The organism is Streptomyces sp. NPDC048389 (assembly GCF_040706335.1).
GTDB lineage: Bacteria > Actinomycetota > Actinomycetes > Streptomycetales > Streptomycetaceae > Streptomyces.
On the sequence record NZ_JBEZKP010000005.1, the window covers coordinates 150121 to 162845 of the forward strand.

At 72.6% G+C, this 12725-nt stretch carries 10 protein-coding genes; 3 read left to right on the forward strand and 7 right to left on the reverse strand.

Translation table 11 applies throughout. The annotated features are described in order from the left end of the window. Nucleotides 1–22 precede the first annotated feature (22 nt). The 7 genes from AB0903_RS06100 to AB0903_RS06130 form a co-directional block, all read right to left on the reverse strand. Nucleotides 23–2200: a PIG-L family deacetylase gene (locus AB0903_RS06100; protein WP_366699452.1), complete on the reverse strand. Its 2178-nt coding sequence runs from the start codon at nucleotides 2198–2200 to the stop codon at nucleotides 23–25. A gap of 270 nt (nucleotides 2201–2470) precedes the next feature. Continuing rightward, a complete protein-coding gene (locus tag AB0903_RS06105; protein WP_366699454.1) occupies nucleotides 2471–2593 on the reverse strand; it encodes a hypothetical protein in 123 nt (40 codons plus the stop codon). Between the two features lie 294 nt (nucleotides 2594–2887). After that, nucleotides 2888–3604 (reverse strand): trypsin-like serine protease, encoded by a 717-nt coding sequence (locus AB0903_RS06110; protein ID WP_366699456.1) that lies wholly within the window; start codon nucleotides 3602–3604, stop codon nucleotides 2888–2890. Between the two features lie 148 nt (nucleotides 3605–3752). Continuing rightward, nucleotides 3753–6503, reverse strand: a complete 2751-nt coding sequence (locus tag AB0903_RS06115; RefSeq protein ID WP_366699458.1) for a poly(A) polymerase — start codon at nucleotides 6501–6503, stop codon at nucleotides 3753–3755. Nucleotides 6504–6505: 2 nt separating this feature from the next. Next, a complete protein-coding gene (locus AB0903_RS06120) occupies nucleotides 6506–8140 on the reverse strand; it encodes an RNA ligase family protein (protein ID WP_366699460.1) in 1635 nt (544 codons plus the stop codon). A 142-nt stretch (nucleotides 8141–8282) separates the two neighbouring features. Next, nucleotides 8283–9254 carry a hypothetical protein gene (locus tag AB0903_RS06125; protein ID WP_366699462.1) on the reverse strand — a complete coding sequence of 324 codons (972 nt, stop codon included), beginning with the start codon at nucleotides 9252–9254 and terminating at the stop codon, nucleotides 8283–8285. 102 nt (nucleotides 9255–9356) lie between these two features. Then, a complete protein-coding gene (locus AB0903_RS06130; protein WP_366699464.1) occupies nucleotides 9357–9815 on the reverse strand; it encodes an ATP-binding protein in 459 nt (152 codons plus the stop codon). A gap of 157 nt (nucleotides 9816–9972) precedes the next feature. On the opposite strand from AB0903_RS06130, the gene AB0903_RS06135 reads away from it, so the two are divergent. From AB0903_RS06135 to AB0903_RS06145, 3 genes are all read left to right on the forward strand, one after another. After that, nucleotides 9973–10842, forward strand: a complete 870-nt coding sequence (locus AB0903_RS06135; protein ID WP_366699466.1) for a helix-turn-helix transcriptional regulator — start codon at nucleotides 9973–9975, stop codon at nucleotides 10840–10842. Then, on the forward strand, nucleotides 10839–11048 hold the full coding sequence (locus AB0903_RS06140; protein WP_366699468.1) for a DUF397 domain-containing protein: 210 nt from the start codon (nucleotides 10839–10841) through the stop codon (nucleotides 11046–11048). The genes AB0903_RS06135 and AB0903_RS06140 overlap by 4 nt, the downstream gene beginning before the upstream one ends. A gap of 240 nt (nucleotides 11049–11288) precedes the next feature. Beyond that, a complete protein-coding gene (locus tag AB0903_RS06145) occupies nucleotides 11289–12473 on the forward strand; it encodes a hypothetical protein (RefSeq protein WP_366699470.1) in 1185 nt (394 codons plus the stop codon). Nucleotides 12474–12725 lie beyond the last annotated feature (252 nt).

A 12725-nucleotide genomic window follows, 5' to 3' on the forward strand; every position in this document is an offset into this window, starting at 1 on the left:
CGCCGTGGCGGTCGGTGGGGTCTCAGCCCGCCGTGGCGGCCGCCTCCGCGCGGGGCCGCCAGACCCACGGGCGGGCGTCCGGCCCGATGCCCACCAGCACGGGCCCGGCGGAGGTGTCGGCCGGCGCCGGCATGTCGAGCGGCACCGGGCCGGTGGTACGGGTCAGCAGCCGGCCCCCGTGGTGCACCTGGACCCGGCCGTGCAGGTCCCGCCCGACGATCACCTGGCCGTACGGCCCGTCGCCCCCGCCCGGCGTGCCGGCGGCTGCCTGGTGCCCGTCGTCACCGTCCGGCGTGCCGGCTCCGCCGCTCTTCGGCTTCTGCTGCGGTGTTAGCGCCGGGACCGCGGTGAGCGGCCCGTACCCGTCGAAGCGGATGCCGGCGGTCAGCCGCTCACCGTCCGCCGTGAACAGGACGGCCCTCGGGGACGCGCTGCCGCGCGAGTCCGTCGGCGACTCACGCCGCCACGGCGCCTCCGTCCGGTACAGCAGCTGTACGGAGCCTTCCGGCCCCACCAGCGCGGCGGGCCGGTCCACGGCGGCCGGGAGCCGGCCGGCGGGCCGGTGGCGCAGCGGCCCGCCGGGCGCGTCCTGGGTCCAGTGGTGGACCGTGTCGCGGCCCGTACCGAAGAGGTGGACCCGGCCCGTGCCGTCCACTGCGGTGGTCAGGCCGTCCTGGACCTCGGCGTTGCCGTCCAGCACCCGCCAGTCGCCCCAGCTGCCGTCGGTGTCACGGACGCGGGTGCTCACGCCCTTGTCGGCGTCGCGTACGAACAGATGGACCCGCCCGTCGGGCGCGGTGACGGCCACCGGCACACCGATGCGCCGCCCGCGGCTGTCGGAGCGCTCCGGGTTCCCCAGTCCCCGCCAGGCGTGGAAGTCCCCGCCCGGGGTGCGCTGTTCGAGCAGCACGATCTCCCGGGCGTTGCCTCCTCGGTGTCCGCTGATCTCCGAGAACCGCAGCGCGAAGACGAGCCGGCGGCCGTCCGGCAGGGCCGCAGTTCCCAGCACGGGAGCGAGCGGGCCGCCGCCGAGGTCGTCCGGCTCGTTCCAGTTCCCGCTGCCCGGCCGGGTCTCCCGCCAGCGCACGGCACGCAGCCCGAGCACCCCGTAGGCGACGAGCCGGCCGTCCGGATCGGTGGCGACGGCCGCGCGTGCCCCGGGATAGCGGCGACGGGTCGACCGCACCCAGCCCTTCGTGTTGGTCAGGGGCCGTCGGCCGCCGACGTTGTAGTCGCCGCACCCCCCGCTGTTGCCGCACTCCCAGTCGGGGTCGCCGCCGTACGGCACCAGGTGCGACGCCTTCCGCTCGAGCACCGGCCGAGGCAGGTTCTTCGGCCAGTGGCGGTTGTAGTAGCCGCGGAAGGAAGTGGCGACGAAGGCCGGTATCCCGCCGCCGTCCCTCGTGCTCTGCGCGACCCAGCGCACCATGGCCGCCCAGCTGAAGGACGCCACGGCGGTGTGGTCGGCGTGGTCCGAGTAGCCGGGCTGCTCGCTGTCCCGCTTGCGGGTCGCCTCGTCGCTGAACTGGATGTCCGGATCCGGGTCGAGGGTGTGGACCACGGTCGGCCGGTACCGCTCCATCAGCCCCACGAGGACGTCTATGAGCTCGTCGTAGTCGTAGCTGTCGGCGCGGCGCACGGGGGAGCCGTCGGCGATCGCGGTCCGTATGCTCAGCGCGCGGTCGTGCCAGAGGCTGGGCAGAGCCGTCCAGCGGCGCGGGGCGTGCATGGAGAGATTGAGAAAGATGAGCTCGACGCGGCGGTTGCCGGCGGCGAGCGTGTTGATCTCCGCCCGCCGGTCGCCGCGGAGGGTGGCGACGCCCTTCTGCCAGTTCGTGAACCTGCCCAGGCCGAGCAGCTCGGCGTATGCCTGGCGCAGGCCCTGGTGCCGGGCGGAGGAGTAGGCGCCCTTGTCGGCGGGAGCGGTGTCCCGCCCGGGTATGTGGTTGATGCCGTTGTGCTCGCCCGCCGTGACGTAGACACAGACCAGCGGGACACCGGAGTCCAGCATGAGCCGGGCGTCCGGGTTCATGAAGTACAGGTCGTCGTCCGGGTGCGCGAGTATCTGCATCAGCTGCGCCCGCCCCGAGGTCGCGATGGGCATGCCGGGTGCGGGATCGGCGACGGGCCCGGTACGCCGCGGGGACGGCACGGAGCACGAGGTGAGCGCGGTGGAGGCGGCCGTTGCCAGGGCGGCCATGGCCGCGACGACACTGCGCCGCCGGGGCCGGTTCGGGGCAGGGCTCAGCCCTGACACAGCTCTGTCGTTCACTTGTCCCGCTCCGTCCGCTTTCCCCCGCAGCGGCCGGGCGTCGCCCCCGTCTGCGTACCGTGATCTCCCGGGTCGATCTCCCAGGTCGCGGGCCGGCTGGTCGAGGCCGTAGCACCGCGATCAACTAGACGGCGGACGGGTGCCGTGGGTTGCCTGTGCGTTCGCCTCCTGTTCGAGTGGGCTTGCTCACGGGCTCGCTCACGGTCGCGGCAGTGTGACGCCGAAGGCGTCGCCGCTGGCGCCGGCTGCCCATCCCGTCGACTCCTCGGACAGCACGGTCGCGGACTCCAGCGTCCCCGGCCGCACCTTGACGACCGTCACCGTGCCGGCCCCGTTCCCGGGTGCGCCGATCAGCGACCGGCCACCCGGCAGCCATCGGGCAACCAGCCGTGCCCAAACCCGCCCTGACCTGCTGCTGTTTACGCGTCAGGTGCAGGGTGAGGACGGCCTCGCGCAGGTGGTGTGCTCGTGCCGGACCGCCGTCATCCGGCCTGCCGCCGAGGCGAGGCGGACAGCGGGACCCGCTGCCTTCTTCCCTCCCCGGTACGAGCAAGGCCGGCCCCCTGCCCGGAGTGAGGGCAGGGGGCCGGTGGGAGTCCTCCGGGGAGGAGCGGGTCAGACGCCCGCGACGGACTGGATCCAGGAGCGGTAGGCCGTCACGTTCGTGTACGCCGTGGTGGTCTGGCGGTCGCTGGTGGAGGCGACGCCGACCTGGACGCCGTTCGCCATCATCGGGCCGCCGGAGTCGCCGCCGGCGGTGATGCCGTCGCCGCGGCGGGCGCAGATCGCCGAGCCTCCGTAGGCGTCACCGCAGCCGCCGGTGACGGTCACGTTCGCGACCTTCAGGTAGCGCGACTGGCAGTTGGCCTCCGAGCCGCACCGGGAGGTCGCGCCCCAGCCGTAGACCTGGACGTTCTGGCCCACGTACACCGTGCCCGGCTGCCCGAGCCGCGCGTAGGTGGCGGAGACCGAGCGGTCGAGGCGTACCAGTGCCAGGTCGGAGCCGTGGGTGACCGTCTGGGTCCCGTACGCGACGGTGCCGCCGCTGTGCTGGTCGAGGCTGCCGATACGGAAGGCGAGCCCGCCGCCCGTGACGCAATGCTTGGCGGTCAGGATCCAGGTCGGCGCGATGATCGACGCCGAGCAGGTCTCTCTGCCGTTCGAGAAGAGGCGTGCCGCCCAGGGGGCGTTCTGCGCGTAGCCGCCGCCGATGATCGGCTGCGGACCGCTGGGCACGGGCGCTGGGGATGTGGCGGCCGTGGCGGTGGGCGCGAGGGTCAGGGCGGCCAGCAGGGCAGCCGCAAGTGCCATGAATAACTTGGCTATTCGCAAGGCTCCTCATTTCCGAAGACACGCGCGGGGACGCGTGTGGGGGGTGTCCAGGAGCCATCAGGATCGCCAGGAGACAGCGGAGTTGGGTAATAGCGTTCTGCCATAACACGGTGCTATGGCGGGGTGACCAGGGACTGTCCGCCGTGCGTCAGCGCAGGGTCGGGACCTCGCCGCCGGGCACGTGGGTCACCGTCGTGTGCGTGAGTCCGCGCAGCCACGGGGCCGCGAGCTGCGCGAGCCGGGCCTTGTCCGGCGGGGTGGGGCCGAGGCCGATCGCGTAGCGGGCAAGGGACGTGGTGAAGGGACGGGGCCAGGCGTGGACGCCCGTCTCGGGGAGGGCCGCCAGGAGGGCGCGCATACGGCCACGGACCCGGCCCTCCTCCGAAGGGTCGGCCACAGTCACGACCGCCCAGGCCGCGTGGCGGCGGTGCAATGGGGGAGGGGTCAGCAGCTCGGCGAAAGGCCGGTCATCGCCAAGGAGCTCCCAGGCGCGGAACAGCTCCTGGGTGATCAGGTCGCGCATGCCCGCCGTGACCTGGTCGGAGCAGGGGCGGACGGGCTCGGTCGGGGTCCAGATCGTGACCGGCAGGTCAGGACGGAGCGCGTCGCCGCCGACCGGCTCGCGCCAGTCCCAGGCCGCCCAGGTCGCGAAGAAGCGGCGGAGCAGGGCGGGAGGGTGCAGGTCGTCCGCGTCACGCACGGTTCGGGCCGCGAGCACGGACCAGGCGAGGCCCGGCAGCCCGCCGAACGGGGCCGAGTCCAGGCCGCGGGCCCGCGCCCACGCCTTGACCTGCCGTGCCAGCTGCGTGAACGCCGCGTGGCGGTCGCCGACCGAGGTGAGCAGCGCGTCGGCGTCGCTCACCGCGCTCAGTGCGACCGCCGCGTCCTCGCCCAGCTCGGCACGGCGGGCGACCGCTCCGGTCGGTGGGACGGCGCCGGTGGCGACGACGGCCAGGTCCACCGCCAGGCCGTCGACGCTCAGCCGCAGGCCCGGGACGCGGGCGCCGACCACCTCCCGTACGTCCGTCGCTCCGGGAAGCGCGGCCGTCAACCGGGCGCGTACGTCCGCGAGTCCGGGCGGCGCGCCGGGCAGCGCCGCGACCAGGTCCAGGTCCGCGCCCGGCAGCGCGCAGCCCATGCGCCGTGAGCCGGCGACATGGACGGCCCCTTCGGCCAGCGCCTCGGAGATGCGCTCCGCCATACCCGACGCGTCCCCTTCCTCGCGCACCGCGGCCGGGGCCTCGTCCGGGCCCCAGCGCACCTCACCCGTCCCCAGCGACACCGTGGCCCGTACCCGCATCGGCTCGTCGCCGCGGCGGGACAGGAGGACCAGCTCGCCGACGCGGGCGGACAGCGGCTGCAGCCGGGTCGCGCACTCGGCGGTCAGCGGCTGCGGGTCCTTCGTGCGGCCCAGGCTCAGATGGGGGGTGAAGCCCTCGCGGTGACCTCGGCACCGGGGGAACCGCTGCTCCAGGGCGTGCCGCAGCTCCTGCCACGGCTGCTCGTCGTCCGCCGCCGGGTCGAGCCACACCGTCGCGTCCTCGCGGTGGCCGAAACTGTTCACGCCCGCCAGCCGGGCGTCGAAGGGCGCGACCGTCGACAGGGCCTCCGTCAGCAGCGGCGCCGCCGCCTCGAAGTCGGACTCCGGTACGAAACCGAAGAGCACGTTGACGTGCGGCGGCCAGCGGTGGATCTGCGGGTCGTGGTCCCGGCGGATGTCCTGGACCGGCGGCCACAGTTCGGCGGGCGGCACCCACGCCACGGCGGTACGGGCCGTCTGCCGTATGTCGAGAACCCGCCGCCCTTCGTGCACCGGGCCGAGCGCGACCGCCACGCCGTAGTGGTCGGAGACGTACAGCCCCTGCGTGGTGGGGACGTCACCGATCAGGGCCGCCGAGCCCACGGACAGCCCGTCGGCCCGCACCAGTACCCGGTCCAGCCGTCCCGCACGCCCGGTGAGCGACGCGACGGCGGCCAGAGGATTCGCGGCGGGGTCGAAGGTGGGCGTCGTGTCGGCCGGGCCGTGCGCCTCGCTCCACGTGTCGCGCATCCCGAGCGTCGTCTGCGGGGAGTCCGTGCCGTCGTTGAAGTCCCCGACGAGCACCACGTCCCCGTCCAGGCTCGCCAACCCCTCCGCGATCCGGGCCAGTTCGGCCTGCCGCCGGGCCGCGCCGTCGTCCGAGTGGTCGCTGCTGAGGTGGGTTGCGGCGACCGTGACCGGCCCGGTGGCCGTGTCGACGACGACCGCGGCGACGGCCTTGTGCGGGCCGAGGACGTGGTGGCCCACCTCCCTCACCGGCAGCCGGCTGAGCAGCAGCAGCCCGCACTCGTCGACGTCCCGCCCGGCCGGATCGGTCGCCAGGGTGTACGCGTCCCGCACCCACGGCGTCCGCAGCAGCATGACGAGCAGCGCGGGCTCGACCTCCTGGAGCGCGACGACGTCCGCGTCGGCGTCGCGCAGCGCGTCGATCAGCAGCGGGCGGCGCAGGGCGGTGTCGATGCGGTCGGAGTCGTAGCGGTCCCACAGGGTGTTCCAGGTCAATACGCGCAGACCGCCCGTGACGCCCCTCGGGGTGTGCGCAGGTGTCCAGGCGTCCCCGTCCCACGCGTACGGTGTCCGGGCCTCGAAGAACGGAGCGCGCAGCCGCCGGGCCTCCCGCACTCTTCCGGCGTCGGTGTCGTCGATACGGTCCACGCCTGTCGCCCGGTCCCACACGACCTCGCCGTCCGCCTCGAAGAACAGCACCCGGTGCCACGGGATGTCCCCGCCCGGCACGAACGCCGACAGCGGCATCCGCTGGGGCGCGGCCTCCCGCCGCCGCACGCCGATCACGAAGCGCGCCGGGTCGAAACGCGCGTCCCAGCGGACCCGGTGGTAGATCTCCTCGCTGGTACGCACGGCTACGCCTCCTCCTCCACGGTCCCGCTCGCCCCGATGTACCAGGTGCGGTGCGCCTGGCCCGGGTACGGCGGCACGAACCGGTGCAGCTGGGCGGTCAGCACCTGCGGCGGCACGGGGTGCTCCCTCTTCTCGTTGCGGCGGACCAGCTCGTCCTCGGCGACCAGCACCACGGCGTGGGTGGTCAGCGCGTCCCGGCGGCGGGCGACCGCGTGGACCAGGGAACGCTGCCGCGGACTCAGCGACGTGGCGTCCCACACCACGGTCCCGCCGGTGGCCAGGGCGGTGTCGAGCCGGTCGAGCCCCGCGCGCAGCACCTCGTCGTTGGCCTTCTGGTCGGCGCGGGAGCCGCGCGCGGCGCGGAGGTCGTCGAGGGACACGTACGCGTCGATCTCGTCGAGGCTCCGCGCGAAGGTGCTCTTGCCGCTGCCGGACGGGCCGACCAGGTGGATCAGCCGCGGGAAGTCGCCGTCCCGCCACCGCCAGGTCGCCGCGACGGCCTCCTCGGCGCTGCCGATCCGCCCGTCCGCGTACGCCTGGCGTGCCTCGGCCCGGCAGCGGGCGGCGGCGGCCGGTTCCAGACCGGCGAACGCCTCCGCCAGGCCGGACAAGGGATCGATCTCCTCGGCGTGCAGCGCGGACCAGGCCACCTGCTCCCGGGCCTCCGCCGTCTCGGCCGTCGACGCCGCGACGGCATGCAGAACACCTAGGTCGGCGGCGTACGACATCCGCACCAGGCCCGCGCGGCGGTCCTCGTCCGGGTACGGCCGGTGCAGCGCCGACTGAAGGCCGACGAGGTCCGCGACGCGCCGAGCGAGTGGCAGCCCGAGCGCCGGTGTCAGTTTCGGTGCCAGCGCGCCCCGCCGCTCCCGGTGCAGCAGCGCGGCCAGTACGCCGGCGAGCCGGGCGTCCCCGGTCCGTCCGCCCAGGTCCAGTCGCGCGACGGCGGCGGCGTCCCCCTCATCCGGCGTCGTCACGTCGACCGGCGCCCCGGACCGTACGTCCCACAGCGCGGCTCCGGGCCCAAGGGTGTTGGGCACGACGGCAGCGTGCATCCAGTGCGTATCGGTCCGCACATGTCCGGCCCGCACCCACTTGGCGACCCGCTGCGCGAACTCCTGGGCCATGAAGCCGTCGGCGGTCCGGACGACGTATCCCTCCTGCCGCCCGAGATCCAGCTTCAGCGCCCGCACGGCCCGCTCGTCGAAGACCCCGCGCCACAGCACGCGCGGCACCGGAATCCCGAGATCGCGCAGGAAGCGGACGGTCCGGTCCCAGTCCAGGCACCAGCCGAGTTCGTCCCACACGGAGAAGCCGTAGAAGTAGCTGTCCAGATCGTCGTAGGCGATCGAGTGCCGGGCGAACATGTTCTCCCCGCACACCCGCCCGCCCTCGGGGATGTGGTGCCCGATCCGCCCCTGCAGCGCCTTGACCCATGTCCGGGACGGATGGTGCGCGGAGTCGAGCGAGCGGGCGTGCAGCCCGTCGCGGTACAGGGTGGTGTTCTCGCCGTCCAGCTTCTCCGTGACGACGACCTCACGGCCGCGCAGCCCGGACAGGTCGGTGACCCGGACATCGTCCGCCGTCGCCCCGGGCGACCACGGCAGATGCCGGGTGCGTGGGTAGTGCGTACGCATGGTGACCGAGCCCCCGTGTCGATGACGTGCCCGTCACTGTAGGAGCGCGGGGCGGGGCGATCGACCGAATATCCCCTGATGGCGATGACCGCGGGAGTGGATCAACGGGAAGGCGTCCGCCGGGCGGATCGGGAACGGGTGCTCAGGACAGGCTCTTGTCCTGACCGAGTGCCGTCAGCTCGTCGTCCGCGTCACGACGCCGCTGACCGTCGTCCTGTTCTTCACCGGTGAAGATCTCCTCGGCCGTGGCGGCGGTGACAGCGCGCCCGAGCCACTCGAGCAGCAGGTTGGGGTCGGCACAGCCGGTGATGCGTTCGCGGATGTCGTTCGGGACGGGGATGCCACGTCGCTCCAGCACAAGAAGGAGGCTCCGCGCTTCGCCTTCGGCTCGTCCTTCGGCCCGGCCTTCGGCTCGTCCTTCGTCGCGGATTTCCTCGGACAGCGGAGATTTGTAGAACGAAAGGTCCACAGCCACCAGATTCCTCCACAGTTGCGCGGCCGGTAGTTTGCCCAAGCCTTGTGCGATGAGTTCGACGATGGGGTCGGCGATGGTTTCCGGTGCGTCCCGCAGCGCGGCTGACACTGCTTTGAGTATGGCACCGATGTCCGGATCGACGGCATGTGTGATCGCGGACAGAGTGGCCAGAGCCAGGTCCTTGCGGGCCTCGGCCGCGTTGGTGATCACCGGCATGTTGTGCGGCCCGGCTACGAGCGGGCGCAGGGTGAGTGCGGCCCACTGCGGGGGGCCGATGTCGACGGGCCGGGATGCCCACTCGGCGGTCGGGCGGTCCTGGCACACGACCAGCAGTACGGGCGGCAGCCGGTACTTCGTGTACAGGTAGGACAAGTAGTACGCCCAGCTGGCCGGCTTGGACGGGTCCTTCTTGCCCTGTGCTTCGACCGCAAGGAGGAAGGGGGCGTCGTCCTCGGTGTCCAGCCGTAAGAGAGTGTCGACCCGGCGTTCGACGGGCTGGGTTTCGGTGAGGTCCGTGGGCAGGACCGTGACGGAGGTGGGTGGGGCGAAGTCGATGCCCAGCACCTCGGAGACGCCGGAGAAGAGCCCCGGGTATTCCTGGAAGATGCGGTGCATCGCCTCATGGGGCGAACTGACCATGCGGGTCCTCACATGTGGCGTCGATGGCACATGCCACTGGCAAATGCCCTCCGGTGAGCGTAGGCAGCCGAAGCAGCACGAGACGTGCGGAGTCGGGGTCGTTCACCCGAAGGAGCGAGCTGGTTCCCGTGCGAGCTCCAGCTCGGCCCACACGGTCTTGCGGGGGACGGGCCCGGTGACCACGCCCCACCGGTCGGACAGGGCCTCGACCAGCAGCAGGCCGCGTCCGGACTCCTCGTCGTCGGCCGGTGGGCGGGGCGCGACGTTCGGGAGGCGGTCGCCCCGGGTGTCGGTCACCTCGATGCGCAGCGCCTGGTCGCCCGCGGTGGTGAACAGTGCGAGGAGGAAGTCCCGGCCGCGCAGCCGGCCGTGGGTCGAGGCGTTCGCGGCAAGCTCGGCGACGATGTGCCGGGCGGCGTCGGTCACGCGGGACGGCATGCCCCAGCTGCGCAGTTGCGCCACGGTGAGCAGTCGGGCGAGACGCGCCCCGCGAGGCGTGGGGGACAGGATCACCGTGAAGTGATGCGTGGGGGAGATGAGTTGGGTGGTCTTCTCGTTCACGTCACTCAGCGTGGCGGACCGTGCCTACGCTGAACAGTGACGAACCGGGTACGTACGGTCACTGTCCAGGGCTTGTCCGGTGCTGTCGGGCCTGTCCGGAGCGGCGGTACGGGTATGGGGGCGTCCAGGTACGGCAGCACGTCGGAGGTGGGTGCGGGTGTCGGTGGAAACGGGCGGGGCCAACGCGGAGGCGGACGAGCCGGGTTGGGAGGTCGACCCGGAGGACGAGTCGGGTGCGGCGGTCGTCGCGGCGGTGGGCCGCCAGCTGCGGCTGCGCCGCGAGGCGGCGGGCATGCGGGCGGGCGAGTTCGGCACGGCGATCGGGTACGGCGAGGACCTGGTCTACAAGGTCGAGGCCGGTAAGCGGATCCCGCGCCCGGAGTACCTGGACAAGGCGGACGAGGTGTTGGGGGCGGGTGGTCTGATCGCCGCGATGAAGAAGGACGTCGCGGAGGTCCGCTACCCGAAGAAGGTCCGGGACCTGGCGCGTATGGAGGCCAAGACCGTCGAGTTGTTGGCTTACGGGAGTCACGATCTGCACGGTCTGCTGCAGACCGAGGAGTACGCCCGTGCGCTCTTCGGGATGCGCCAGCCTCCGTACCAGGAGGACGAGATCGAGCGTGCGGTGGCCGGACGTATGGCCCGGCGGTCGATCTTTGACCGGTCCCCTGCCCCGGTGCTCAGCTTCGTTCTGGAAGAGGCGCGGCTGCGGCGCCCACTCGGCGGAAGGGCGGTTCTGCGGCGGCAGCTCGAACGACTCCTGGAAGTAGGCCAGTTGCGCAGCGTCACCCTTCAGGTGATGCTGAACGAGTGCGAGGAGCACGCCGGAGTGGACGGCGGAATCGAAGTCCTGAAGTTCGGCGACGGGACGGCGGTGGGCCGCTCGGAAGGAGCCTTCAACGGCCGGCCGGTTTCCGACCCGAAACAGCTTCAGGTTCTCGAACTGAGGTATGGCATCATCCGGTCCCAGGCTCTCGCCCCACGGGAGTCACTGGCCTTCATCGAGCAATTGCTGGGAGAAACATGACCCGCATGACGCCTGCGGACGGCGGCTTCGCGCAGGAGTGGCGTAAGAGCAGCTACAGCGGCAACGGCAGCGAAGCCGACTGCGTCGAGGTCGCGACCGCCCCCGACGCAGTCCGTGTCCGTGACTCCAAGTGCGTCCCCGGGCCCGGCCTCGCCGTCACGTCCGCCGCCTGGGCGGCGTTCGTGGCGTACGCGTCGGAGCGCTGACAGGCCGGGCCCTGCGGCGGGGGCCTTCGTGCCAAGGGCCGTGACGGACACCTCGTGCGGCGTGCCCTCGCCCGTGGCGCGCCGCCGGAGCCCGCGAGGCGAGGTCGCGCCCGCCACCGGGCCTCACCTGTGGCATCAGGGGCGTCACACGATCATCACGGTACGGACCCGGCCCTTGCCCCCGGGGTGATCACCTTCGTGGAATGTGCACGACAGCACCACATCTGCGAGGCGGGCACAGTGAGCAAGAACCAGCCGGAGAACCGGTCCGGCGACGGACCCGGTGTCTCCGACGAGGAATGGTCGCGGTTCCTCCGTGACGCGGAGGCCGCGGCCGACGCTCCGAAGGAGCCGTCCGCCCGGGCCCGGATGGTGACCGAGCGGCTGCGCGCGCAGGACGCGGAGGCCGCCAGCCAGAGCGGGCGGCGCTGGGGGCGGAAGTCGAAGGCGCCTGCCCAGCCGCCGGGCTGGCGGACCGGGCCGGCCTGGCAGGAGATGAACGGGGCGAAGGCGCGGCGCAAGCGTGTGACGTCCGCGGTCGCCGTGCTCGCGCTGGCCGGGCTCGCCGTGGTGGCGGTCAAGCCCGAGCTGGTCACCGATCATCTGCCGGACGGCGGCGCGAGCGATGTCGCCGCCGTGCCGCTCGCTCCGGAAACGGCCCGGCCGACGACCGCGCCGCCCGAGGACGTGTTTCCGGACAGCCCGACGATCAAGGAGCCGTTCCGCGGGTCGCCCGCCCTGCGCTGGGCCGACGGCGCGGCCGGGATCGTGCTGCCGGAGGCCAAGGCCGTGGGCGGCATGAGCAAGAAGCAGGTCGCGTACGCGCTGGAGAGCGTCAAGAAGTTCCTCGTCGCCGCCAACATCGACCCGGCCACGCTCAGGGGCGAGCCACCGAAGGCCGCTCTCAGGATGCTCGACCCGCTCCAGAAGGACGGGCGGGGTCATCTGGAGAAGGCCCTGGCCGAGCCGGACGGGCAGGACGATCCCACCCTGGTCTTCAGCCGCTTCGACCCCGGCCACGTCCGCCTGGTCGGGACCGTGGTGAAGACCCGGGGCCGGATGACGTTCAAGGCCGACGGCGACAAGGGGGTGCTGGTCAGTACCGACTACTCCTTCGTCTACCCGATGGTGAAGGCGGAGCCCGGTGCGACCGAGGTGGCGCGGACCATCGTGCGGCGCGCCATGACCTTCGCCCTCTACGACCCGGCCAGGGTGATCACGACGCGCGGAAAGCTCGTCGTCACCCAGTGGGCGGCGGACGTGGGGAACGACGCGTGCGAAGAGCGGAAGGGATTCTTCCGGCCGCAGTTCCCGGCAGATCTCGTCGGGGAGCCGACCCCCTCGGGGCCCGCGGTGGACCCGTACGACCGGAGCAGGGAGGCAGTCGGCGACGACCACGAGTGCGGCACGGTGACCCGTACCTGATGATCGTCCGGAGGGGGAGCGCGCGTGCCGCTGTTTGACGATCAACCCTTGCGGGGTACTCTTCTCGGCTCGATTGGCCAGGGCGAGGAACCGTATGGCAGACTGTCCGGGTTGCTCGGTTGAGTACCGATGCTGCGCGCCTCCCGCCGGGAGGACCGGAAGCGAGTCCCACAGTACTCGTCGCCCCACGCTTCTCGAATAAGACGAGGCAGGGGCGGACGTACGGGAATCTTCCGGGAAGTGTCAGCGGGG

Excerpts from the sequence above, each read along its gene's own strand:
- AB0903_RS06125 (WP_366699462.1), bottom strand. The coding sequence starts at position 9,254 with ATGGTCAGTTCGCCCCATGAGGCGATGCACCGCATCTTCCAGGAATAC.
- AB0903_RS06120 (WP_366699460.1), bottom strand. The coding sequence starts at position 8,140 with ATGCGTACGCACTACCCACGCACCCGGCATCTGCCGTGGTCGCCCGGG.
- AB0903_RS06140 (WP_366699468.1), top strand. The coding sequence starts at position 10,839 with ATGACCCGCATGACGCCTGCGGACGGCGGCTTCGCGCAGGAGTGGCGT.
- AB0903_RS06100 (WP_366699452.1), bottom strand. The coding sequence starts at position 2,200 with ATGGCCGCCCTGGCAACGGCCGCCTCCACCGCGCTCACCTCGTGCTCC.